Origin of the sequence: Streptomyces sp. HNM0575 (assembly GCF_012726265.1) — a bacterium.
Taxonomy (GTDB): Bacteria; Actinomycetota; Actinomycetes; order Streptomycetales; family Streptomycetaceae; genus Streptomyces.
In genome coordinates, this window is the sequence record NZ_JAASAG010000006.1 from 114,564 (window position 1) to 137,391 (window position 22,828).

20 protein-coding genes and 1 pseudogene are annotated in these 22,828 nt (G+C 72.2%); 9 read left to right on the plus strand and 12 right to left on the minus strand.

Going from position 1 to position 22,828, the window contains the following annotated elements:
- Nucleotides 1-83: 83 nt before the first annotated feature.
- Nucleotides 84-197, minus strand: a pseudogene (locus tag HCC61_RS30225) (ATP-binding cassette domain-containing protein); the annotation flags it as partial.
- Between the two features lie 140 nt (nucleotides 198-337).
- Here HCC61_RS30225 and HCC61_RS16095 point away from each other — a divergent pair.
- Nucleotides 338-1,066 (plus strand): TetR/AcrR family transcriptional regulator, encoded by a 729-nt coding sequence (locus HCC61_RS16095; RefSeq protein WP_206322578.1) that lies wholly within the window; start codon nucleotides 338-340, stop codon nucleotides 1,064-1,066.
- 100 nt (nucleotides 1,067-1,166) lie between these two features.
- Here HCC61_RS16095 and HCC61_RS16100 read toward each other — a convergent pair whose 3' ends face one another.
- From HCC61_RS16100 to HCC61_RS16110, 3 genes are all read right to left on the minus strand, one after another.
- Nucleotides 1,167-2,921, minus strand: coding sequence for a PTS transporter subunit EIIC (locus HCC61_RS16100; RefSeq protein ID WP_169136158.1), 1,755 nt, complete (start codon nucleotides 2,919-2,921; stop codon nucleotides 1,167-1,169).
- 98 nt (nucleotides 2,922-3,019) lie between these two features.
- Nucleotides 3,020-3,976: an N-acetylmuramic acid 6-phosphate etherase gene (gene murQ / locus HCC61_RS16105; protein ID WP_169136159.1), complete on the minus strand. Its 957-nt coding sequence runs from the start codon at nucleotides 3,974-3,976 to the stop codon at nucleotides 3,020-3,022.
- A gap of 460 nt (nucleotides 3,977-4,436) precedes the next feature.
- Nucleotides 4,437-5,519: a MurR/RpiR family transcriptional regulator gene (locus HCC61_RS16110; RefSeq protein ID WP_169136160.1), complete on the minus strand. Its 1,083-nt coding sequence runs from the start codon at nucleotides 5,517-5,519 to the stop codon at nucleotides 4,437-4,439.
- 167 nt (nucleotides 5,520-5,686) lie between these two features.
- Here HCC61_RS16110 and HCC61_RS16115 point away from each other — a divergent pair, with 167 nt between their 5' ends.
- Nucleotides 5,687-6,043, plus strand: a complete 357-nt coding sequence (locus tag HCC61_RS16115; protein WP_169136161.1) for a hypothetical protein — start codon at nucleotides 5,687-5,689, stop codon at nucleotides 6,041-6,043.
- Between the two features lie 64 nt (nucleotides 6,044-6,107).
- Complete coding sequence (locus HCC61_RS16120) at nucleotides 6,108-6,386, plus strand: DUF4031 domain-containing protein (protein ID WP_169136162.1); 279 nt, start codon at nucleotides 6,108-6,110, stop codon at nucleotides 6,384-6,386.
- 115 nt (nucleotides 6,387-6,501) lie between these two features.
- On the opposite strand, the gene HCC61_RS16125 is transcribed toward HCC61_RS16120, so the two are convergent.
- The 7 genes from HCC61_RS16125 to HCC61_RS16155 form a co-directional block, all read right to left on the minus strand.
- Nucleotides 6,502-6,795 (minus strand): hypothetical protein, encoded by a 294-nt coding sequence (locus HCC61_RS16125; protein ID WP_169136163.1) that lies wholly within the window; start codon nucleotides 6,793-6,795, stop codon nucleotides 6,502-6,504.
- Between the two features lie 198 nt (nucleotides 6,796-6,993).
- The gene (locus tag HCC61_RS16130; RefSeq protein ID WP_169136164.1) at nucleotides 6,994-7,557 is read right to left on the minus strand and encodes a TIGR03086 family metal-binding protein; all 564 of its coding nucleotides are present in this window, start codon (nucleotides 7,555-7,557) and stop codon (nucleotides 6,994-6,996) included.
- Between the two features lie 364 nt (nucleotides 7,558-7,921).
- Nucleotides 7,922-8,629 carry a hypothetical protein gene (locus tag HCC61_RS16135; RefSeq protein ID WP_169136165.1) on the minus strand — a complete coding sequence of 236 codons (708 nt, stop codon included), beginning with the start codon at nucleotides 8,627-8,629 and terminating at the stop codon, nucleotides 7,922-7,924.
- The gene (locus HCC61_RS16140) at nucleotides 8,619-9,230 is read right to left on the minus strand and encodes an RNA polymerase sigma factor (RefSeq protein WP_169136166.1); all 612 of its coding nucleotides are present in this window, start codon (nucleotides 9,228-9,230) and stop codon (nucleotides 8,619-8,621) included. Before HCC61_RS16140 ends, HCC61_RS16135 begins: the two co-directional genes overlap by 11 nt.
- A gap of 313 nt (nucleotides 9,231-9,543) precedes the next feature.
- Entirely contained in the window at nucleotides 9,544-10,269 is a 726-nt protein-coding gene (locus tag HCC61_RS16145; RefSeq protein WP_240969038.1) for a hypothetical protein, read from the minus strand.
- 199 nt (nucleotides 10,270-10,468) lie between these two features.
- Nucleotides 10,469-11,260 (minus strand): VOC family protein, encoded by a 792-nt coding sequence (locus HCC61_RS16150; protein WP_169136167.1) that lies wholly within the window; start codon nucleotides 11,258-11,260, stop codon nucleotides 10,469-10,471.
- Nucleotides 11,261-11,436: 176 nt separating this feature from the next.
- Entirely contained in the window at nucleotides 11,437-12,447 is a 1,011-nt protein-coding gene (locus HCC61_RS16155) for a LacI family DNA-binding transcriptional regulator (protein WP_169136168.1), read from the minus strand.
- Nucleotides 12,448-12,739: 292 nt separating this feature from the next.
- Here HCC61_RS16155 and HCC61_RS16160 point away from each other — a divergent pair, with 292 nt between their 5' ends.
- The 6 genes from HCC61_RS16160 (at nucleotide 12,740) to HCC61_RS16185 (ending at nucleotide 20,056) form a co-directional block, all read left to right on the plus strand.
- A complete protein-coding gene (locus tag HCC61_RS16160; protein WP_169136169.1) occupies nucleotides 12,740-13,819 on the plus strand; it encodes a glycoside hydrolase family 172 protein in 1,080 nt (359 codons plus the stop codon).
- Between the two features lie 14 nt (nucleotides 13,820-13,833).
- Nucleotides 13,834-15,183 carry a sugar ABC transporter substrate-binding protein gene (locus HCC61_RS16165; RefSeq protein ID WP_169136170.1) on the plus strand — a complete coding sequence of 450 codons (1,350 nt, stop codon included), beginning with the start codon at nucleotides 13,834-13,836 and terminating at the stop codon, nucleotides 15,181-15,183.
- Complete coding sequence (locus HCC61_RS16170) at nucleotides 15,180-16,160, plus strand: sugar ABC transporter permease (protein ID WP_240969039.1); 981 nt, start codon at nucleotides 15,180-15,182, stop codon at nucleotides 16,158-16,160. Before HCC61_RS16165 ends, HCC61_RS16170 begins: the two co-directional genes overlap by 4 nt.
- Nucleotides 16,150-16,968: a carbohydrate ABC transporter permease gene (locus tag HCC61_RS16175; protein ID WP_169136171.1), complete on the plus strand. Its 819-nt coding sequence runs from the start codon at nucleotides 16,150-16,152 to the stop codon at nucleotides 16,966-16,968. Before HCC61_RS16170 ends, HCC61_RS16175 begins: the two co-directional genes overlap by 11 nt.
- Before the next feature lie 92 nt (nucleotides 16,969-17,060).
- Nucleotides 17,061-18,569: an L-fucose/L-arabinose isomerase family protein gene (locus HCC61_RS16180; RefSeq protein ID WP_169136172.1), complete on the plus strand. Its 1,509-nt coding sequence runs from the start codon at nucleotides 17,061-17,063 to the stop codon at nucleotides 18,567-18,569.
- A complete protein-coding gene (locus HCC61_RS16185; protein ID WP_169136173.1) occupies nucleotides 18,566-20,056 on the plus strand; it encodes an FGGY-family carbohydrate kinase in 1,491 nt (496 codons plus the stop codon). Before HCC61_RS16180 ends, HCC61_RS16185 begins: the two co-directional genes overlap by 4 nt.
- Nucleotides 20,057-20,390: 334 nt before the next feature.
- On the opposite strand, the gene HCC61_RS16190 is transcribed toward HCC61_RS16185, so the two are convergent.
- Nucleotides 20,391-22,427, minus strand: coding sequence for an AAA family ATPase (locus HCC61_RS16190; RefSeq protein WP_346777230.1), 2,037 nt, complete (start codon nucleotides 22,425-22,427; stop codon nucleotides 20,391-20,393).
- Between the last annotated feature and the right edge of the window lie 401 nt (nucleotides 22,428-22,828).

Below are 22,828 nucleotides of genomic sequence, written 5' to 3' on the forward strand. Positions count from 1 at the left end.
GGAACCCCGGTCGGCGTGGCCGGGGTTCCGCTGCGCATGTGCAGGTGGCTGCCCGTGAAGCGGCGGCGGAGGGTGCGGTCGTGGGCGACGACGACCACCGTGCCGTCGTCGGGAGGTTCCTGACCGGCGATCAGGCGCAGCAGCGTGGACTTGCCGGAGCCGTTGTCACCGACGACGGCGACATGCTCGCCGGGCCGGTCTGCGGCACCGGAACGCGGACTGCTCGGTCCATCTTGCTGCGCTCCCTCGGAGATCTAACACGACAATGTTGCGTTAAGGTCGGGTCGAGCCTGGCACGGGGATTCCGGCGGCGCAACGAGATTTCGGAGGGCGGCCCTTGACGTACGGTCCGAGCCGCCGGGACGCGAAGGACGCACGGGACGCTCGGGAGCACGGCCACGACCCGAAGGGCGGTCCGGACGCCAAGTACGGCCGGAACGCGGGGACTTCGGTGGCGGAGAGCCGTCCCGGCCCCGGGCGCGCACGTCCCGGTGGCCGTACGGCACGTACGCGCGAAGCCGTAAGGGAGGCCACGCTCGCCGAGATCGCCGACCGGGGTTACGACGGTCTGAGCGTCGAGGGCGTGGCCGCCCGCTCCGGTGTCCACCGCACCACCGTCTACCGACGCTGGAGGAACGCCGCCGGACTCGCGGCCGACGCCCTCGACCTGGCGTCGGCCGAGCCGTGGCCCGTCCCGGACACCGGCACGGTCCGCGGTGACCTGCGGGAACTCACCGAACTCGTGGTCACGCACTTCGAGGACCCGCACGCCGGAGCCGTGTCACGGGCCCTCGTGTCCGCCGCGGTACACGACCCCGTGACCGCCCGCGCCCTGCACGGCTTCCTCGCCGGACGCCACCGGCAGGCGGCACCCCTGGTCGCGCGCGCCGTGGAGCGCGGCGAACTGCCCGACGGGACCGACGCGTCGGAGACGGTCCGCGCGGCGGTCGCGCCCCTCTACTACCGGTTGTTCATCTCGGGTGAGCCGGCTGATGCGGACGTGGCGGCGCGGGCCGCCGACGCGGCTCTCGCGGCGGCCCGCGCCGGGGTGTTCGTACGCGGGTAGGCGACGGGTGCGGGGCCCGTGGGTTCCGGTCCGGACCCCGCGGGCCCCGCTGCGGACACAGACACCTGGCAGCGGCCGGATGACGGCTCGCGGCCGCGGCTCAGACGCCGACCGGGCGCCTCGGCTCCCCGTCGCCCTCGCCGTCGTCGTCCTCGTCCGGCAGGTTCCCTCGGTCCGGCGCGACCCGCGCGGCCGACGCGTCGGCCCGGTGCGCCCCCGTACCGTCCGCGCGGTGCGCCCCCGTACCGCCCGCGCCCTCGGCACCCGCGGCTCCCGCCGCGAGCCGTCCGCCCGAGGCGACCACCGTGCTCGGGGCCTCCGCGCGCGCCGCCTCCGCCTCCGGTTCGGCGTTGAGTTCCGTCAGCATCTGTTTGCTGAAGCCGAAGAAGTACGTAGCGAGGAAGCCCGCCAGATATCCCGCCACCATTCCCAGCGCGTAGACGGCGGCGACGGCGCCGAGCCCCTGGTTCCCCTTCAGCAGCGGGAAGAGGGCCCAGCCCGACGGTCCGATGGCGGTGGAACCGACGGACGTGCCGAGCTGATGGAAGAGCCCGACGGTGCCACCGCCCACGGCCCCGCCCACGCACGCCGTGATGAAGGGCCTGCCGAGCGGCAGCGACACCCCGTAGATCAGCGGCTCGCCTACGCCCATCACCCCGGCCGGCAGCGCCGACTTGATGGTCTTACGGATCGAGGTGTTGCGGCGCAGCCTGACGTAGACGGCGATGGCCGCGCCGACCTGGCCGGCGCCCGCCATGGCGAGTACGGGAAGCAGCACGGTGAAGCCGTTCTGCTCGATCAGTGTGGTGTGGATCGGGATGAGGGCCTGGTGCAGGCCGAGCATCACCAGCGGCAGGAAGAGCCCGCCGAGTACGAAACCGGCGACGCCTCCGCCGTGCAGCAGCAGCCAGTCGGCGAAGTGGCCGATCCCGGCGGAGACCAGGCCGCACACGTACATCAGCCCGAAGAGCGTGACGAGGCCGGAGACGAGCACGGTGACGGTGGGGGTGACCAGTACGTCGACGGCCTCGGGCACTCTGCGCCGGCACCACCTCTCGACGTACACCGCGAGCAGCGCCGCGAAGAGCGCGCCCAGCACGCCGCCCTCGCCGGGGGCCAGCTTCTCCCCGAACGCCGACACCTTCGAGACGCCCGCGAAGACGATGACGGCCGCGGCGGCGCCGCCCAGCACGGGCGTACCGCCGAACTCCGCGGCCGTGTTGATGCCCACGAAGACGGCGATGAGCGACATGAAGCCGGTGGAGATCGCCGTGAGCGCGGGCACGATGCCGGCGGCCCACTGGGCGCTGCCGCTGCTGACGAGGTTGGTGAGGATGCCGTTGAGCCCGGCGACGATGCCGCAGCCGATGAGGGCCGGGATGAGCGGGACGAAGATGTTCGCGACCCGGCGCAGCATCCGCTTCGCGGGGGTGGCGTTGCGACGTCTCCGCTCGGCACGCAACTCGGCGCCGCGGTCGGCGAGTTCGCCCGCCGTGACGGGGCCGCCGGGGGTGCCCGGCGCTCCTGCGACGGCTGGGCCGCCCGCGGCGACCGGCCCGCCCGCGGCGCCCGGCACGGGCCCTGCGGCCGTGTCCGGTGTGCGCGTGAGCGCCCGGAGTTCGGCGGTGACCCGGGCGACCTTCCCCGGGCCGAGGACGATCTGGTACGTGTCGTCGTCCTCGACGACGCCCACCACTTCAGGCAGCGCCCGCAGTGCGGAGTCCTGTACGAGCGAGCGGTCGGCCAGGCCGAGCCGCATCCGGGTCATGCAGTGGGTCACGGAGAGGACGTTCTGCGGGCCCCCCACGAGGGGGAGCAGGGCCTCGGCGGTCTGGCGGTTGTTGTCTCTGCTCATCGGCGGGGTCGCTCTCTGGCGGTCCGGGGGACCCGGAACGTGGTGCGGACGAGCGAGCTAGCCGCAGCCGGCGGCGGCCAGCCGCTTGGCATCCACTGTCAGCCCTCGCCGGTCGCCGCGCGGAGCGCAGCTCGCAGGTGGCCGTCCGCCTCGTCGAGCAGCCGGGCCGCCGTAGGGCCGTCGACGCCCGCCAGAATGATCAGAATGGCGTTCTTCACCTCGTCGCCCGCTTGGGTGAGAGCGGCCTCGATGGTCTCGTCCCCGGCGCCCGTCGCGAGGGCGACGATGCGCCGCGAGCGGGCGCGCAGCTTCTCGTTGGAGGCGCGCAGGTCGACCATCAGGTTCCCGTAGGTCTTGCCCAGCCGGATCATGGTGATCGTCGACAGCATGTTCAGGACGAGCTTCTGTGCCGTACCGGCCTTCAGCCGGGTCGAGCCGGTGAGCAGCTCGGGGCCCACGACGACCTCGATGCGCATGTCGGCGGCGTCCCCGAGCGGGGAGTCCGCGTTGCAGGAGAAGCCGACGGTGAGCGCGCCGTGTGCGGCTCGCGCGTGCTCGACGGCGCCCACCGCGTACGGGGTGCGTCCCGAGGCGGAGATGCCGACCACCGTGTCGTCCGCCGTCAGCCCGAGGGCGTCGAGGTCCGACGCGGCCAACTCCTTGCTGTCCTCGGCCCCTTCGACGGACCTGCTCATCGCGCCGGGCCCGCCGGCGATGAGGCCCAGCACGTCGTTCGGGTCGGTGTTGAAGGTGGGCGGGCACTCGCTGGCGTCCAGCACGCCCATGCGTCCGGCGGTGCCGGCGCCGGCGTAGACGAGACGGCCGCCGCGGGCCATCCGCTCGGCGGTGGCGTCGATGGCGGCGGCGATCTGCGGCAGCTGCGCCGCGACCGCGCCGGGCACGGTGGCGTCCTCGCCCTGCATGATCCGGGCGATCTCCAGGGTGGGCAGCTGGTCGATCTCGGACAGTTCGCTTCTGAACGCCTCGGTGGTCAGCGTCTCCAGCTGCGCGCGCAGCTCGCTGTAGGAGGGCGGTGTGTCGGCGGTGGAGGTCATGGGGAGGTGCGGCTCTTTCTGACTCGCGCGGACGCGCATGCGGATGCGGACTCAGCTTCGGATCGTATTCGGGACCGGATGCTGATTCGGATGCAGATAACGGGCGCGTACGGGTCTCGGACACGGTCGCGTCCCCGAGACGGCACGACACGGCACGGGACGACACGGCACGGCACGGCACGACACGGGACGACCACGGGCACCGGCACGGGCTTGCGCACATGACGGCACCTCGCGTGCTCGGGACGGCGCGGCGCGGACTCGGAGCGGACGGCCGTCCCGCCCGGGCCGCGGGCGTGCGCGTCCGGCGCGTGCCTCGGGCGACGCCGCCGGTGCCGCAGACCAGCCCGGGCCGGGTTCCGGGGCTGGAAGAGCACATCTGCCGTGTGCCGGTCAGTGCGCCTGCTTCACCGGCGCCGCTCGGAGCGTGCGCCGCATGCGCCGCCGCGGGCGTGCGCCGTCAGCGCGGCCGTGGCGAGTGCCGGTGCGCCAGCGCCTCGTAGGAGGCGGACAGCGCGGGGGCCGTGCTCTCGTACGTACGCTGTGCCACGCCGATGAACAGGCAGTCAACGACGAGCAGTTGGCTCGTACGGCTGGACATCGCGGCGGGCCGCAGCTCGCTCTCGCGCGCCGTCGACGTGGTCAGCACGTGGTCGGCGTACTGCGCGATCTCCCCGTCCGAGCGTCCCGTGATCGCGATCGTCGTGGCGCCCTGGTCGAAGGCCGCGCGCAGCGGCTCGATCACATCGACGGTACGGCCCGAATGCGTGATGGCGATCGCCACGTCGCCCGCGCCCAGTTGAACTGCCGTGGTGACCGCGAGATGGGGATCGGCCTCCGCGTGCGCGACGTGGCCGATGCGCAGCAGCTTCTGCGCGAGGTCCTTGCTGACGAGTCCGGAGGCCCCGACCCCGTACACGTCGACGCGGCGCGCGCCGACCAGGGCGGTCACCGCCGCTTCGAGCTGCACGGTGTCCAGCCCGGCGGCCGTGTCGGCGAGGGTCTGCCGCTCGTCGTACGCCAGCTTGGCCACGACGTCGGCGATCGGATCGTCGACCGCGATGTCCGCGGTGACGGACGGTGCCGCGCCCGACTCCTGCTGGGCGGCGAGCCCCGCGAGCGCGAGGCGCAGGTCGCGGTAGCCGGGGTAGCCGAGCAGGCGGGAGGTGCGTACGACGGTGGCTTCGCTGGTGCCGGTGCGCTCGGCGAGGCCGGTGACGGTGAGCTGCGCGCAGCCCGCCGGGTCCGCCGCGACGGTCTCGGCGACCCGCTGCATGGAGCGCGTCATGGAGGGGGCCATCGTGCGGACCTTGGCGGCGAGGGCGCCGGGTCCGGGCGGTCCGGGCCGTGCCGCGGGCGCCGGGCGCGCGGCGGAACGGGCGGCGGGCTGGGCCGGCTGCTGGGCGGGAGAACCGGCGCCGCGGGTCGTGCCGGTGGGGTGGGGGGAGCCCCCGTGGGGGGTGTTCGCGGCCGGGCTGCCGCCTCCGGGTCTGGTGTGCGTCCTGCCGTTTCTGGCGAAACTTTCCTTCAGGTACGTGGTCATCGGTGGAAGGTATTTTTCTCGTCGTGTCCCCGTCAAGAGTCGCGCACATCGGTCCGCCATGATTCCTCTCCCGGTCCTCCTCGCGTTCTCCGCGGGTTCTGCGGTACGGCGCCCGCGTGTGGCCCGAATCGGCGCACCGGGCAACGACTGTTTGGTGCAATGGAGACATGGACCAGCTAGAGCAGACACTTCACACGGCCCGGGCTCTCGTACTCGCCGATCTGGAGGCGGGCAAGGTGGCCGAGGCGGATGTGGTCTCGCTCGTCGAAGAGGCGGTCTCGCACCGGAGGTGGTGGGTCGAGCAGTGGCCCGACGGCATGGCCTTCGTGAACGGGCTGATAGCGCAGGACGTGCAGGACGCGCTGCTCGAACGGTACGGACGCTGGCCGCTGTGCCCCGTCTGTCTCGGTTCCGATCCGCACGCGCTGGAGATCGAACCCCCGCTGGGCGAGGACCCGCACTGGGTCTGCGGCAAGACCACGACATCGGTCGCCCGCGTGGGGGCGCTGAACAAGTGGCTCTGAGCGTGGCTCTGAGCGGGCGGACGCCCGTGGTGAGGGCTGTGCCCGGCGCGCGAGACGCGGCACCGTGACCGTCTATATCGACCCGCCCGTCTGGCCGGGCGGCGGGCGCGTGTGGTCGCACCTGGTCAGCGATGTCTCGTACGACGAACTGCACGCCTTCGCCGCCGCGATCGGCTGTCCGCGCCGCGCCTTCGACCGCGACCACTACGACGTGCCGAGCGCCCGCTACCCGGCGGCCGTCTCCGCCGGTGCCGTCGAGGTCGGCTGCAAGGAACTGCTGCGGCGCCTCACCGACGCGGGGCTGCGGCGCCCCAAGAGGCGCGGGCCGTCGCGGGACGGCTGACGCCGGGCGCGGGGTACGGGGTACGGGGCGCGGGGCGCGGACGGAAACGCGAAGTGCCCCCGCCCTGGAGGGCGGGGGCACTTGGGGGCTTGAGAGCGCCCGGCAGGAAGCCGGTTCAGCGGATGTAGACGCTCCTGCCGTAAGCGCCGGAAGCGCTCCCCGCGGGCACCACGCGACTGAGCGGTCCGGTGCATGCCGGGCCGGAGTACACGAAGGCGGTCTCATCCGTGCCGTTGTGCACCGCGAAGGCGCCGGGGTAGGCGCTCACGTCGTTGCAGCCGCTGGGCTCGTCGTACGGGATGCCGTTGATGATCAGCGTTCCGTCCGCCGCCTGCGCGGAGCAGGGAGCGGCAAGTGCGATCATTCCGGCCGCGGCGATGGTGCCGAGGCTCGTGGCGATGCGTCGCATGGTGTTCCTTCCTCTGTGCTCGGACCGCTCAGGTCGGTCGCAGTCCGTGACGAGCACTGTACGTGACCATGCGAGTGCGGTACGTCACCGATACGTCACCACTTGACCCGCTTGATCCGCGAGAAGGCCGGACGCCGCGAGGATCGCTCACGTCCCACGTCCCACGTCCCACGTCCCACGTCGCGAGACGGGGCCGTGTCAGGGCTGACGGCCGAGCAGCGCCACCAGCCGGTCCTGCGGCACGGCGTCCTCCGGTACGGGCACCGGCGGATCGAAGATCCCGGCCTCGTGCCAACTGCCCGCCATGGGCGCGATGTGGTCGTGGACCGCGTCGGCGAGCTCGTCCGGCATCCGGGAACGCACGCCCAGGCCCCGCGCGAGGTCCCAGCCGTGCACGGTGAGGTCGGTCGTCATCTGCCAGCCGTACTCCGTGGCCGGGGTCTTGCCGCCGGTGACGTGCACGTCGCCGCGGAGCGCCCCCTTGCGGCGAAAGGCGGAGCGCGAACCGCTGCCCGCCTCCTCCCACACCGCGACCGGGGCGTCGCCGACCACGTCGCCGTCGAAGCGGTCGCCGACCTCGGCGAGCGTCTCGCCGTTCAGCAGGTGGGGTGCCCAAAGGTGCTCACTGACAAGGTGGTTGACCAGGTCCCGTACGTTCCAGTCGGTGCACGGGGTGGGGTCGTCCCACTGCTGCTCCCCGACTTCGTGTACGAGCCGGTCCCACTCCTTGAAGGCCGTCTCGAAGGCGTCGATGAGTTCCATACGCCAATGGTGGGCCCGGGGGCCTGCGGACGCACGGGCAGCGTGTGACCCAGATCTCAATGACGGGTGTCATACGGGAGGCCGGCCCCGTACGTGTAGCGGATGTCCTGCCCCGAGCGGCAGGGCGCACAGCGCGGATTCCGCACCGCGTGCACTCGGGGGAGTGCCGGGGCGCCGCGGTGGGAGACGTGACCGGCGCCGTCCTGACGGTCGGCCGGCCGTGCGTCGCCCGCCCGGCGTCCCGACACCGCAGTCAGGCGCCGCGTATCGGCAGCGCGTACCGGCACCGCGTATCGGCACCGCGTACGGCACGGGCCCAGGGCCGGGGCCGAGGGGTGCGAGCCGCCGCCGTCCCGCGGGGTGCTCAACTCCCGTGCCCGGGAGGCTTCTCGTTGCCCGAACACAGCCGGACCTCGGTCGAGTTGCGGGTGCGCACGCCCGGCAGCCAGCCCTCGACCCGCTTGCTGTCTCCGCTGCCGCCGCTCTTCTCGACCCGGTACCAGCGCCGTGAGGAGACGCCCTTCTCGTCCGTGACCAGCTGCCCGTCGGTGATCACGCAGGCCGCGGTGAGGCTGTCGCCGTGCCAGACGCGGCCCGCGGAGTTGCCGGGATCCGCGTACAGCTCGTACGGGCTCTTCGCGACCCGCAGCGCGCACTCCAGGGTGCGCAGCTTCTGGCAGGCCTTCTCGACGTTGTGGACCCGCAGCGTGATGGGGCCGGAGTCCGGGTCCCCCTGGCCGTCCGGACCGCCCCGGCCGCCCGAGGAAGGCTTCTGTGCCGCTCCGCCCTGCACGGCCCCGGTCCCCCCGGAGGGCGAGACCAGCCACCACGTACCGCAGACGACGAACACCACCGCCGCCGCGGCCACGACGATCACCGTCATGGGCAGCGGACGGCGGCGCCACGCGGGGTCCTTGCTCGTGCGCGCCGTGCCGGGCGCGGCCGGAGTGACGTCCGGACGCGGCTCCCGCACCCGCTCCCACAGCCCGTCCGGAACGTCGATCACCGCGTCGGCGGCCCGCAGTTGCTCACCGAGGGCCGTGGCCGTCTCCTCGCGTCGCTCAGCACGCATGGCGTTCTCCTCCCGAACGGCCGGGCTGCCGGCGCAGCGATCCCCGTAGCTTGTCCAGTGCTCGCCTGCGGGTCAGTGCCACGGTGCCACGGTGCAGACCGAGGATCTTCGCGGCCTGGTCGATCGTGTAGCCGTCCAGGTCGACGAGTACGACCACACCGGCCTGCCGCACCGTCAACTGCCGCAGCAGACGGACGGTTTCGAGCTCCGAGGCCCTGCGCTCCAGTCCCCCGTCGTCCCACTGAGCCCCCGCGGGCGGGGCACCGGGGCTCGCCGCGCCGCCCGAACCGCCGCCGCCGTCCCCCGCGAACTCGACGTCCGCGACGAGCACTTGGCGCCGCTCCTTGCGCCAGTTGTCGCGCACCACGCTCAGCAGGGACGAGAAGGCGTAGGCGTAGGGCTCGGGATGGGAGAGGAACCTCTCGGGCCGCGCGGCCAGTTTGAGGTAGACCTCGTGCACGGCGTCCTCCGCCGACTGCCGAGTCCCGGAGAGCATGGCGGCCCGCCGGTAGAGCCGGTGCAGCAACTCGCAGAACACGTCGTCGAACGACGGGTCCGGAGAGCGTGCGTCCTTGCCGGTGGTGGTGGAAGAAGTGACCACGTGGCCTGCGATCCTCTGTGGTGAGTGGCCTCTTGGCTGATGTGGAGATGTGGTGCGGCGCTGGTGCTGTGCGTTCGGGCCGTGCGTTCGCGCTGCGCGTCGTGGCTGCGGGTGCGCGTATCCGCACGCGTCCGCCGCCGCCCTTACGCCCTGCGCCGGCACGTCTGTCCCGGCCGTGGGGGATCGGCATGGACCGGGTCAAGCCGGTTCAGGTTGCCCAGCGAGGCCGGTGGGCCGCAAGTCCGGTTCGCGACTCCGGTCCCAAATCCGGTCGCAAGTCGGGTCCCGAGTCCGGTCGCAAGTCCGCAGGCCGTCAGCCGCCCCTGACGAGCAGCTCCATCTCGGTCTCCAGATTGCGGCGGGCCACGTGCTCCCAGCGCTCCTGACCGTACGGGGTACGGAACAGCCGCGGCAGGCCCAGGAGTTGACGCAGTACCTCGGCGCGTCCCTCCAGGAACGGACCGTCCGGTACGAAGTCGTACTCCTGACGTACCGCGGCAGCATACTGCGCGTACTCGCCGGGCGAACCCGCAAGCACGGCGAGGTCGGCGTCGCAGAGCAGCTCCCCGTTGAGGTCGCCGGGCGCCGGGTCGTGAGTGACGGTCAGCCGCACCAGCCGCGCCACCTCGTCGGTACGGGACCGCGGCACTCCGGCCTCGGGCAGGGCGCGTTCGGCGAGGGCGGCGCTGCGCTCCTCGTTCTCGCTGCGGTCGGGCCGGTAGACGGCGTCGTGGAACCAGGCCGCGAGCAGCACGGCGTCGACGTCGGCTCCGGGCGTGTGCGGGGCGAGTTCGTCTACGCGGTTGAGCACGTCCAGGAGATGGTCGACGGTGTGATAGCGGCGCTGCGGCTCCGACCACCGCTCGATCAGCTTCACGCCGTACGGATCGGGGTCCGGCTCGGGCTCGCCGTCGCGGGCGCTGACGAGCAGCGCGTTCCACCGGGAGAGCAGGCGGTCGTGAATCCGCCGGTCGCGGATCCGCCCCTCGGAACCGGGCGGCCCGGCGCCGCTCCCGGGGCCTTCGTCGGGCTCAGTCATCGGATGTCTCGGTCGTCGTCATGGGCGCGATTGTCCCTTGTGACGCCGCATGTGCCGTAGGGGTGGTCGAACGGGGGCGGGAACCGACGGCCGCCGAGGCCTTCCGGGACCGTGACCAGCGAGGATCCCCCGCGGAGCGCGCGAGGCGTCCTCGACGGTGCGCCTCGCGCGAGCGACCGCCCGGCGTCCGTGCCGGCGGCTACATGGACGGTTTGAGGACCACGAAGTCCGCGCCGAACGGATCGAGGCAGACCGCCATGCGTCCGACGCCCTCCGCGTCCTCCGGGCCCATGACCACATTGCCCCCGAGCTCGGTCACCCTCGCGATGGTCGCGTCGCAGTCGGTGGTGTGGAAGACCGGGTGCCAGAAGGGCTTGCCCCCGGCCAGGGCGAGGGCCTCGGGCGGGACCTCCATCAGACCGCCGTGCATCCGCTCCTGCGGGGCGCCTGCCGGGCCGAGGATCGTGTACGTGCCGCCCTGGTCGCCGGGCATCGGCATGTCCGTGAACTCCCAGCCGTACAGCCCCTTGTAGAACTCCTTCGCACGGGCGGCGTCCGTCGTGTACAGCTCCACCCACATCAGCGAGCCGGGCTCGTCGACGACCTCCAGGCCCGCCGTCTTGCCCGGCTGCCAGGCGGCGAACTGGGCGCCCTGCGGATCGGTGAACTGCGCCATCCGTCCCTGGTCGTTGACGTCGAAGGGGTCGACGCGGACCGAGCCTCCCGCCTGGCGGACCGTCGAGGACGCGGCCTCCAGATCGGGCGTGCTGAAGTAGATCATCCAGGCCGGGCGGGCGCCCTCGTCAAGCGGGCCGAGAGCGGCCACGGAGCGGCCCTCGGACTTGAAGAAGCCGAACTCCTCCTCGCCCGAACCGAAGGGCTGGAACGTCCAGCCGAACACCCCGCCGTAGAACGTCTTCGCGGCAGCCGAGTCCCGCACGCCGAGGTCGAGCCAGCACGGGGAGCCCACGGAATAGTCAGTGGTGATCATGGTGATTCCCTTCGGAGGTCCGCACGATGACGGCTGACAGGAATCAGGCTCCCACCGCCCACTGACAATCGCTCGCCGAGCGAACGGGGCCCCCTTCGCTCGGGGCCCCCGCCGCCCCTCGGCCCGGCACCCAACCGCCCGGACCCGCCGGGGACCGGGCCGCCCGGCGGCCCCGCTCAGCTCCGCGAACCCGGCCCGCGCGTGCTCTCCCGCGGCTGTAGCACCGTACGCAGCACCACCGTCTGCAACGGCTTGTCCGAGCCCGCCAGCCGGTCCTGGAGCAGTGCCGCGGCGGAGGCGCCCAGATCGTAGGAGGGCAGCTGGACGGTGGTCAGCGGCGGCCTGACCAGGGACGCCCAGGGGACGTCGCCGAAGGAGAGGATGCCGAAGTCCGGGGGCTCGATGCCCGTTTCGCGCAGGGCCTTGAGCGCGCCGACGGTCATCAGGTTGTTGGCGACGAAGACGGCGTCCGGGCGCGTACGGAGCGCGAGCAGCTCGCGCATGGCCGCGTACCCGCCGTCGACGCGGAAGTCGGCGTGCCGGGTGTGGGCGCGAGTCCACTCGTCGGGGACGCCGGACTCGTGCATCGCGGCGCGGTACCCGGCGAGGCGGTCCTCGGACGTGGAGGCGCCCGCGGGGCCGGTGATGCAGGCGACCCTGCGGTAGCCGCGTTCGAGGAGGTGGGCGGTGGCGTCCTCGCCGCCGTGCTGGTTGTCGACCATGACCGCGTCGACGGCGGCGGCGCGGGGGCGCCGGTCGACGGCGACCACGGGCATGCCGCGGGCGGCGAGCGGCGACAGATCGGTGCGCTTGCGGGAGGCGGCGGCGACGATCACGCCGGCCATCTGCTCGGCGAGGGCGATGTCGAGGTAGCGGCGCTCCTTGTCCACGTCCTCGTCGGTGTTGCACAGCACCACGGAGAGATTGGTGCGCTGCGCGGCGTCCTCGACGCCGCGGGCGAGGGAGGTGAAGAACGGGTTCTCGATGTCGGGGATGAGCAGGCCGATGACGCTGGCGCGCTGCATGCGCAGCGAGCGGGCCACCCGGTTCGGCGAGAAGCCGAGTTCGGCCGCCGCCCTGCGGACGCGCTCGGCCCGCTCCGAGGTGACCCGGCCGCCGTTGAAGACCCGGGAGACGGTCGCGGGGGAGACCCCGGCGGCCTGTGCCACATCGCTGATGTTCGCCACCGGGACTCCTTCACATGCTGCGCACCGGCCGGCCGGAGCCGCTGTGCCCAACCTCTTGACACCTTCTGCGGTGAACCCTACGTTCGCGTGAAATGGATTTCAACAGGAGCCGGGAACGGGCCTGTTGAGGCCTGCCGATCCGGCTTCCGCTGTCCCCGTCTTCCTCCCGCTCGTCCTACTCGAACCCCTCCGCCGCCCCCATCGATGGGTACGGGACTCGTACGGCAAGACAAGAAATCGATTTCACATCCCATGGCACCGCCGCCACCGCGCTTTCACACACGGAGTGTTCATGCTCGACGAGCTGGCCAGGCGTACGGACAAGATCACCCGCTCCGTCAGTCCGGAGAACTTCACCGGCGCCAAGGGCGCGGGCGGCCGGGCCACCGAGGGTACCGGCGCGCGTGCGGCCGGTGCGCTGGGCCGGGGCTGGAAGATATCGCCGAGCATCGAGATCGCCCCGGGTGAGACGGCCGAGCTGGCCGACGTCGCGGGGCCGGGCACCGTACGGCACATCTGGTGCACGACGGCGCCGCACCGGGCCTGGCGCGGCACGCTGCTGCGGGCGTACTGGGACGGTGCCGCGGACCCCGCGGTCGAGGTGCCGCTCGGCGACTTCTTCTGCAACGGCTGGAACGTCTTCAGCCAGGTCTCCTCGCAGCCGGTCGCCGCGAATCCGAACGGCGGCTTCAACTCGTACTGGCCGATGCCCTTTCACGACCGCGCCCGCTTCACGCTGGAGAACCTCTCCGCCGAGACCGTCACGCTCTACTACCAGATCGACTACGAGTCGGGCGCCGTCCCCGCCGACTCCTGCTACCTGCACGCCCATTGGCGCCGCAGCAGGCCCGTGCCGCACGGGCAGACGCACACCCTGCTGGAGGGCGTCGAGGGGCGCGGGCAGTACGTGGGGACGTATCTGGCCTGGGCGGCGAACAGCCCCGGCTGGTGGGGCGAGGGCGAGGTGAAGTTCTACCTCGACGGGGACACGGACTTCCCCACGATCTGCGGCACCGGCACGGAGGACTACTTCGGCGGCGCCTGGAACTTCGACGTCGAGGGGCAGGGCTACACCGCGTACACCACGCCGTATCTGGGGCTGAACCAGATCCTGCGGCCGGACGGGCTCTACGCGAGCCAGCAGCGGTTCGGGATGTACCGGTGGCACGTCCCCGACCCGGTCCGCTTCGCCGAGGACCTGCGGGTGACCGTCCAGTCCCTCGGCATCGGGCCCGGCAACGGCAACGGGCTGCCGCACCGCTACCGGCCGACGAGCGACGACATCGCCTCGACCGCGCTGTTCTACCTGGACGCGCCGGTCTCGTCGGGGCGGCCCGCCGCCCCCGGACTTCTCGAACTCGAAGTGGACTAGGGGGAGTCACGGCCATGGAGACGAATCCCCTCGGGACGATGACCCGGCGACGGCTGGTCGCCGCCGGCGCCGCCGGAGCGGCGGCGGCCCTCACCTCCGGCTGCGGCGGCGGCAGTCCGGGCCGCGACGGCGGCACGCTGAGCTTCTGGAACTTCTACGCGCCGCAGCACTCCGAGGATCCGGCGCTGAACGCGCAGAGCAAGTGGTTCACGGACCTGGTGGCCGAGTGGAACCGGACGCACAGCACCCGTATCGAGCTGCTCTACATGCCGCCGCCGACGTATCAGAACGGCTCGAAGCTGCCCACCGCGTTCGCCGCGGGCGAGGGTCCGGACATCTTCCTCGCCAGCCCCGGCGACTTCCTGCGCTACTACAACGGCGGCGTGCTCGCCGACCTCACCCCGTACATGGACAGGCGGGCCCTCGACGACTACCACCCCGACACGCTCGCCAGCCGCACGGTCGACGGCAAGGTCTACGCCCTGCCCATGGAGGTCGAGCCGCTGGTCGTCTACTACGACAAGCGCGTCTGGGAGAAGAAGGGCCTCTCGGAGGGCGACATCCCGGCCACCTGGGACCAACTCCTCGACGTCGGCGAGAAGTTGACGACGAAGACCCGGGCGGGGCTCGTGCTCAAGACGCTGCCCGGCTACCTCCAGAACTTCCTCTGGTATTCGTGGATGTGGCTCGGCGGCGGCGACGTGCTCGACGAGCAGGGGAACGTCACCGCAGGCTCCCGCCCCGTACGCCAGGCCCTCCAGCTGTGGCAGGACGCGGTGCGCAGCGGCATCACGCCCACGACGGCGCCCGCGGGCGACGACATGGTCTCCGGCTTCAAGGCCGGCCGCGCCGGGATGTGGCACAGCGGCATCTGGGAGATCGCGAGCCTCAAGGCGTTCGCGCCGGACTTCGAGTACGGGATGTTCAAGCATCCGCTGCCGCCCGGCGGCCGCTACACCACCGCGCTGGGCGGCTGGTCCTTCTGCGCCAACGCCAAGGGGCGCAACCCGCAGGCCGCGGCCGAGTTCTGCGGCTGGGCGCTCGGGACGATGGAGGACGAGTGCGTCGACCGGATCACCGACTGGTGCATCGGGGCCAAGCGCGACATCGCACCGCGCAAGTCGGCGCTGCGGCGCGGCACCGACCGGGGCGGCTACGACGACTGGGCCATGAAGTACATGAAGGACGAGGTCTTTCCCGGCGGCCGCCCCGAGCCGCGCTATCCGCCCGTCGTCTACAAGGCGATGTCGGACGCCATCCAGGGCTCGATGCTCGCGGGCCGCGACGTCGGCGGGGAGGCGGACCGCGCCGCGCAGTCCGTCGAGGCGTACGTGCGCAGCTACAAGGGGGCGAGCCTCATATGACCCTGTCCGATATGGCCCGGACCGGTGCCGCCGGGTCCGGGACCGACAGCTCCGGCGGGCGGGCGCCCAGCGGCCGTGCGCCCGTCCGCCGGCTCAGCCGCCGGCAGCGCGAGTGGATCGCCGCGGGGCTCTTCATCGCGCCGGACGCGCTGGGGCTGGCGCTCTTCGTCGGCGTGCCGATGGTGCTGTCGGTGGTGCTGAGCTTCTTCCAGGTCAGCGGCTTCGGCTCGTACGAGTTCGTGGGGCTCGGCAACTACGCGCGGATGATGGACGATCCGCTGTTCTGGGAGTCCATGCGCATCACGGGGATCTATGTCGTGGTCCTCGTACCCACGCTGTTCGTGGTGAGCCTGGGGCTGGGGCTGCTGATCCGGCAGCGGATACCGGGCGTCGGCGTCTTCCGGACGCTGTTCTTCCTGCCGTATGTGATCAGCCTCGTCGTCGTCGGCCTGCTGTGGCAGTTCATGCTCGACGACCAGGTCGGGGTGGTGAACCAGTCGCTGCGCGCGGCCGGTTTCGAGGGGCACGCCTGGCTGGGCGACCCCTCCACCGCGCTCTACGCCGTCATCGCCGTCTTCGTCTGGGTGATGATGGGCTACTACATGATCATTTTCCTTGCGGGGCTCCAGGAGATCCCCAGGGAGTACTACGAGGCGGCGCGCATCGACGGCGCCGGGCCCTGGACGCAGTTCCGCACCATCACGTGGCCGCTGCTGAGGCCGACCAGCTTCTTCGTGCTGCTGATGTCGACGGTCGCCGCGATCACCGGCGGCTTCGAGCTGATCTTCGTGCTCACCAAGGGCGGACCGGCCAACAGCACCTCGCTGGCGATCTTCTACATCTACCAACAGGCCTTCGTCTTCGGGGAGTACGGCTACGCAGCCGCCATGGGCACGGTCCTGGTGCTGGTGATGCTCGCCTGCTCGGCGTTGATCTTCAAGGCGACCAGGGGCGGGAGGTTCGACGATGAAGGCTAGCCCGGTGCGGGCCCGTTGGGGGCTGACGGCGCTCACGGCGTTGCTGGCGGCGGCCGCGTTCTTCCCCGTCCTGTGGATGGTCTCGGCCTCGCTGAAGCCGCGCGACGACGTCAACGACGGGCGCCTGATCCCGCACGACGCGACCCTCGGCAACTTCGTGTACGTCTTCACCGAAGTGCCCTTCGCGCGCTACCTGCTGAACAGCTTCCTGATCTCGGCCGTCGTCACCGTCGTGGCGCTGTTCCTGCACTCGATGGCCGCCTACGCGCTGGCGCGGCTGCGCTTCCCGGGCCGCGAGGCGGTCTTCACGGTGATCTTCTCCACCCTGCTGATCACGGCGCCCGTGGTGCTGATCCCGCTGTTCGTCGTCGTACGGCGGCTGGGGATGCTCGACAGCTACGCGGGGCTGATCGTCCCCGCGATCTTCAACGCGTTCGGGATCTTCCTGCTGCGGCAGTTCTACCTTCAGCTGCCGCGTGAGCTGGAGGAGGCCGCGATCATCGACGGCTGCGGCCACTGGCGCGTCTACCGGTCCGTCGTGCTGCCGCTGTCCCGGCCCATACTCTCCGCGCTGGCGATCTTCTTCTTCCTCGCCAACTGGAACTCCTTCCTCTGGCCGCTGGTCGCCACCAACGACCCGGACCTGACGGTCGTGCAGCTCGCGATCAGCTCGTTCCAGTCGCAGTACGCGGCCAGTTGGAACTACATACTCGCCGCGGCCGTGGTCGCGGCGGCCCCGATGCTGGTCCTCTTCTTCGGCTTCCAGCGCCAGATCGTCGAATCCGTGAAGACGTCCGGCCTGAAGTAGGCGGCCCGTACGGCAAGCACCCACCCGGCAAGCACCCACCCGACAAGCACCCACCTGGCAAGAATCCACCGCACGACGTCTGGAGGAACTCCATGGCACGCATCGGTCTGCTCCCGGTCACCGACGGCCGCGACTATGTGCAGCGCGACGTCCACGACCACGTGGAGCGGTCCGCGGCCCGGCTCGCCGGCGTGCTGCGGGAGGCGGGACACGAGGTGTTCGTCTCCCCCGAGCAGGTCGGCAGCAACGCTCTCGCCGTCTCACAGGCGCGCTGGCTGGCAGACCGGCACCCGGACATCACGATCCTCCACCACTCCGTGTGGACCTTCCCGCACTTCACCGCGCTGGCCGCCGAGTCCACCCCCGGGCCGCTGCTGCTCGTGGCCAACATCGATCCCCAATTCCCGGGCATGGTCGGCATGCTGGCCGGCGGCGGCGCCCTCGACCAGCTGGGCCGTACGCACGCACGCGCGTGGGGCGACCTGGACGACCCCGCCGTACGCGAGCGGATACTGAGCCACGTGCGGGCCGCGGCGGCGGTGACCGGCCTGCGCGGCTCGACCTTCGGCCGGATCGGCGGACGCCCGATGGGGATGTACACAGCCACCGCGAACACCGACCAGTGGATGAGGACCTTCGGCGTCGACGTCGAGGAGATCGACCAGTGGGAGGTCGTACGGCGCAGCGAAAACGCCGGGCAGTCGCGCGTCACCGCCGCCCGTGAATGGCTGGAGAGGCACGCCGCCGCCGTCCGCTACGACGGCGACCGCCTCACCCCGCAGCTGCTGGAGCGGCAGATCCGCACGTACTACGCGATGCGCGAGCTGATCGACGAATGGAACCTGGACTTCTCCGGGATCAAGGGCCAGCCCGAACTGACCGCGAACTTCTGCACGATGGACATCGCCGAGGCCTTCCTCAACGACCCCTACGACTGGGAGGGCCCGAAGGACACCCATGTCACCTCCACCGAGGCCGACATGGACGCCGCGCTGACCATGCAGATCCTGAAGCTGCTCACGGGCGACCCGGTGCTCTTCGCCGACGTGCGCCACTACCACGCCGACAAGGACGTCTGGGACCTGTGCAACTCGGGCCAGCACGCCACCTGGTACGCGGCGCGCTCCGACGACCCGGCGGAGAACCTGCGGCACGTCACGCTGCACCCGGAGGTCTTCTACTTCCCGGCGGGCGGCGCGTCCGTGCAGCACCTCGCCGCCCCGGGTCCCATGACCTTCGCGCGGCTGACCCGGCAGGACGGCGCGTACCGGATGCACGTGATGCGGGGCGGCTTCGAGACGTACGACGACGAGACCAACGAGCGCATGATGCGGGCCTCCACGTGGGAGTGGCCGCACGCCTTCGCGTCGCTCGGCTGCGGTGCCGAGGAGTTCCTCTCCAGGTTCGGCGCCAACCACATCCACGCCGTGCCGGGCGACCACGTCGCGGAGCTGCGCGCCGTGTGCGGCCAACTCGGCATCCGCTACGACGGGTTCGGCGACGTGGCCGGTCCCGGCGGCGCGGCCGGTCCCGGCGGCGCGGCCGGTCCCGGGGGTGCGGCGGGTCCCGGGGGTGCGGATGCTGAGAGCGTGGTGCCATGACCCTCCTGCTCGGCATCGACATCGGCACCTCCAGCTCCAAGGGCGTACTGACCCGCGACGACGGGCAGTTCGTCGCACAGGCCGTGCGCGAGCACGCCACCTCCAGCCCGCGGCCCGGCTGGGTCGAGCACGACGCGGAGGAGGTGTGGTGGCGGGACTTCACCGGACTGGCCGCCGAACTGCTCGCCCACGCGCCCGCCGGTGAGCGCCTCGCGGGCGTCGGAGTCAGCGGCATCGGCCCGTGCCTGCTGCCCGCGGGCGACGCCGACGAGCCGCTGCGCCCCGCGATCCTCTACGGCGTCGACACCCGCGCGGGCGACCAGGTCGCCGAACTGACCGCCTGCTACGGCCCGGACGAGATCATGCGGCGCTGCGGCTCCGCGCTCACCAGCCAGGCCCTCGGCCCGAAGTTCGCCTGGGTGCGGCAGCGCGAGCCCGAGGTGTACGGGCGCATGCGCCGCTGGTACATGGCGAGTTCGTATCTCGTGCGGCGGCTCACGGGCGCGTATGTGCTCGACCACCACTCGGCCAGCCAGTGCGACCCGCTGCACGACCTGCGCGGCGGCGGCTGGATCGAGGAGTGGTGCGAGGAGGTCGCGCCCGGCCTGGAATGGCCCGAACTCGTGTGGCCCGCACAGGTGGTGGGCGAGGTGATCCCCGGCGCCGCCACGGCGACCGGCATCCCCGCGGGCACGCCCGTCGTAGCGGGCACGATCGACGCGTGGGCGGAGTCGGCGTCCGCCGGCGCGACCGCCCCCGGCGATCTGATGCTGATGTACGGGACGACGATGTTCCTGGTCGACGTGGTCGGCGAGCCGGTGCCCGACGTGCGGCTGTGGTCCACCGCCGGGGCGTACGAGGGCACTTACTGCCTCGCCGCGGGCATGGCCACCTCCGGCGCGATCACCGCCTGGCTGCGCGATCTGACCGGCGCCGGGTACGCGACCCTGACTGAGGAGGCGGCCGAACTGCCGCCCGGCGCCGAGGGGTTGCTGATGCTCCCGTACTTCGCGGGGGAGCGCACGCCGGTCTTCGACCCCGATGCCCGCGGCGTCGTCGCCGGGCTGACGCTGCGGCACGGCCGCGCCCATCTCTACCGTGCCGCGCTGGAGGCCACGGCCTTCGGCGTACGGCACAACCTCGCCGCCATGCGGGAGGCGGGCGGAGACCTGCGGCGGCTGGTGGCGGTCGGCGGCGGCGCACGGGACCTGTGGACGCAGATCGTCACGGACGTCACGGGGCTGGAGCAGTCCGTACCGCGCCACACCGTCGGCGCGGCCCACGGCGACGCGTTCCTGGCGGCGGTCGGCACGGGCCTCGCGCGCCGTGAGGACATCGCGGAGTGGAATCCGCACCGCTCGACGGTCGTCCCGGACCCGGATCGCGCCCGGATCTACGACGAGCTGTACGGGCACTACCTGGAGCTGTATCCCTCGACGCGCGAGGTGGTGCACGCGCTGGCGGCGCGTCAGCACGCCGACGGATGAGCGGCGCGGCGCGGCGGTGGCGCCCGCATCCGCGCCGCGGACGGGTGGGGGTGCGGGTGCGGGTATCCGCGGCCGTGCGTACGGCCGTGCGTATGGGCGTGGGCCCGGGGCGGGGCAGCGACGGCACCGCTGCGGGGCGGTCGCAGGGGCCGCTGGGTGCTGCCCGTGGTGTTGCTCTGCGGTGCGGCGGGCGTGCTGTTCGTCATCGGGTGGGTGGGGCAGCTCGACTGAGGAAAACTGAGGAACTCGCCTGAGGAAAGGGGTGCCCGCGGAACCTCAGCCGGGGAGGGCGGGCCGCCGCCGCGACGTCAACCCGCCCCGCTGTGCCCCGAGTTCACGCCTCCGCCAGCGCGTCCGGCAGCGGCGCCGAGTGCAGCACCGCCAGACCGGAGACCGCGCGGGTCAGGCACACATAGAGCCTGCGCAGTCCCGTACGGAGGTCCGGCTCCGCCGCGGTGATCGCTGCGGGCTCGTCCAGCACCACGTGGTCGTACTCCAGGCCCTTGGCCAGCGTCGCCGGTACGAGGGTGAGCCGGGAGCCCTCGCTGGTCTCCGTGCCCGGCGCGAGATGCGGCAGCCCGGCGGCCTCCAGCGCACGGGCCAGCGCGGGCGTCCGGGACTCCGCCGCGATCAGCCCGACGGAGCCCTCCCGCCGCAGCGCCGCACGGCACGCCTCGACGACGGCGGCGTCCAACTCGCCCTGCGGGCAGGCGCGTACGGAGAAGTCCCCCGGCGACTCGCGGATCGACGTGGCCTCCCTCAGCAGGGGAGCGATCTCGGGCAGCAGCCGGGAGGCGTAGGCGATGACCTGACGCGGCACACGGAAGCCGAGCGTCAACTCCTCGACGGCGGCGGCCGGTTTGCCCAGATGGCGCAGCGCCTCCTCCCAACTCGCCGTCGCCCACGGGGTGGTGCCCTGGGCGATGTCGCCGAGCACGGTCACCGAACCGGTGGAGCAGCGGCGGCCCACCGCCCGGTACTGCATGGGCGACAGGTCCTGCGCCTCGTCCAGCACCACATGCCCCAGCGAACTCGTGCGGCTGACAAGGTCGTTGACCTCGTCCACGAGCACGGCGTCGGCCTCCGACCAGGGCGCGGAGCGGACCCCGCGGGCCGGCTTCGCCCACAGCACCGCCTGCTGCTCCTCCTCCGTGAGGATCCCCTCGGCCTGCTCGGCGAGGAACTCCGCGTCGGAGAGCAGACGCAGCACCAGCTTCGCCGGGTCCACCGCCGGCCAGCAGGCCTTCACCACGGCCTTCACCGCGGCGTTCCGGGCGACCGCGTCCTGCACCCGGTCGTCCGGGGCCTCGCCCGCCTGCTCCATGCGCACCAGCACCGCGTGCGCGATGCGCTGCGGAAGGGCCTCGCGCGCCGCCCCGTACCGGATGTCGCGGTTCAGCAACTCCTCGATCAGCTCGGTCAGTTCGTACGCCGGGACCCGCCAGCGCCGCGAGCCCCGCACCACCACGCACGGCTCCTGCGGCATGCTCACCCCGGAACGCACCGCGCGGCGCAGCACCTTCGCCATCCGCGCGTCGCCCTTGACGCCGGCTGCTGCGGCAACGTCCTCGCCGCGCACCGGGACGTGCGCCACCAGGTCCGTGACCGTCGCCTGCCGCACCGACATCTCGCCGAGCGCGGGCAGCACCTGCTCGATGTAGTGCAGGAACGAGGAGTTGGGGCCGACGACGAGGGTGCCGGTGCGGGCCAGCCGCTCGCGGTGCGTGTAGAGCAGATACGCGACACGGTGCAGCCCGACCGCGGTCTTGCCGGTGCCGGGCGCGCCCTGCACGCACAGGGAGCCCTCGATCCCCGCCCGTACGATCTCGTCCTGCTCGGGCTGGATCGTCGCGACGATGTCCCGCATGGGGCCGACGCGGGGGCGCTCGATCTCCGCCTGGAGCAGCCGGGACGCGGTCCCGGCCCCGGCGGGGTCGGTCAGGTCCTCGTCCTCGTACGCGGTCAGTTCGCCGCCCGCGTAGCCGAAGCGGCGGCGCATCGCGACGTCCTGGGGGTCCTTCTTCGACGCTCGGTAGAACGGCTGGGAGACCGGCGCCCGCCAGTCGATCACCATCGGGTCGCCGTCCGTGTCGTGGACGTGACGGCGGCCGATGTAGAAGCTCTTGTCCGTCACGTAGTCGAGGCGGCCGAAGAAGAGCGGGGCGTGGGCGAGATCGGCGAGCGAGTCGATGCGTGCTTCGAGATCGGCGCGCAGCGTCTCGGCGTTGACCCAGTTGGCCGTGACGTCGCTGATGTCGAGGGCTTCGGCGTCGGCGCGCATGGCGCGCAGCGCGGCGCGGGAAGCGGCCAGATGAGCCCGTTCGCCGTCGAGGGGATTGCGGGCGTGGCCGGAGTGGGCAGGGGCGGACACGGTGTTGCCTCCAGGCGCGGTGCGGCGCGGCACGGCACGAAGCGGCGGTACGAAGCGGCGTTCGCGGTGCGCGGTGTGTGCGGGTGGGGAAGGATGGCCGACCGGTTGCCGAGCGGTCGGAGTCCTCCCGGGCCCGTAGGCGGGAGGCGGCAGACGCGGAAGCCTAGTGCCGCCGTGGCCGGTCGGGCCAATGGATTTCCCGTACGGAGAAGGGACTTCTCGCCGGGAGACCGTGTACGGCTCGGACACGGCTCGTGCAAGGGTTCACGCGCAGGGGTTCGTGTACGGGGGCGCGTCCACGGGGCCCGGGACCTTCGGAAGGGAGAGACGGCGCAGGTGACACGGCGGCCGGACGCAGACGGCGGGCAGGCACGAGCCCGGCACTCGGACACCAACGGGGG

Coding starts and splice junctions, on each gene's coding strand:
- HCC61_RS16100 (WP_169136158.1), bottom strand. CDS start 2,921: ATGAGCAGAGACAACAACCGCCAGACCGCCGAGGCCCTGCTCCCCCTC.
- murQ (WP_169136159.1), bottom strand. CDS start 3,976: ATGACCTCCACCGCCGACACACCGCCCTCCTACAGCGAGCTGCGCGCG.
- HCC61_RS16110 (WP_169136160.1), bottom strand. CDS start 5,519: ATGACCACGTACCTGAAGGAAAGTTTCGCCAGAAACGGCAGGACGCAC.
- HCC61_RS16115 (WP_169136161.1), top strand. CDS start 5,687: ATGGACCAGCTAGAGCAGACACTTCACACGGCCCGGGCTCTCGTACTC.
- HCC61_RS16125 (WP_169136163.1), bottom strand. CDS start 6,795: ATGCGACGCATCGCCACGAGCCTCGGCACCATCGCCGCGGCCGGAATG.
- HCC61_RS16130 (WP_169136164.1), bottom strand. CDS start 7,557: ATGGAACTCATCGACGCCTTCGAGACGGCCTTCAAGGAGTGGGACCGG.
- HCC61_RS16135 (WP_169136165.1), bottom strand. CDS start 8,629: ATGCGTGCTGAGCGACGCGAGGAGACGGCCACGGCCCTCGGTGAGCAA.
- HCC61_RS16145 (WP_240969038.1), bottom strand. CDS start 10,269: ATGACTGAGCCCGACGAAGGCCCCGGGAGCGGCGCCGGGCCGCCCGGT.
- HCC61_RS16150 (WP_169136167.1), bottom strand. CDS start 11,260: ATGATCACCACTGACTATTCCGTGGGCTCCCCGTGCTGGCTCGACCTC.
- HCC61_RS16160 (WP_169136169.1), top strand. CDS start 12,740: ATGCTCGACGAGCTGGCCAGGCGTACGGACAAGATCACCCGCTCCGTC.
- HCC61_RS16165 (WP_169136170.1), top strand. CDS start 13,834: ATGGAGACGAATCCCCTCGGGACGATGACCCGGCGACGGCTGGTCGCC.
- HCC61_RS16170 (WP_240969039.1), top strand. CDS start 15,180: ATGACCCTGTCCGATATGGCCCGGACCGGTGCCGCCGGGTCCGGGACC.
- HCC61_RS16175 (WP_169136171.1), top strand. CDS start 16,150: ATGAAGGCTAGCCCGGTGCGGGCCCGTTGGGGGCTGACGGCGCTCACG.
- HCC61_RS16180 (WP_169136172.1), top strand. CDS start 17,061: ATGGCACGCATCGGTCTGCTCCCGGTCACCGACGGCCGCGACTATGTG.
- HCC61_RS16185 (WP_169136173.1), top strand. CDS start 18,566: ATGACCCTCCTGCTCGGCATCGACATCGGCACCTCCAGCTCCAAGGGC.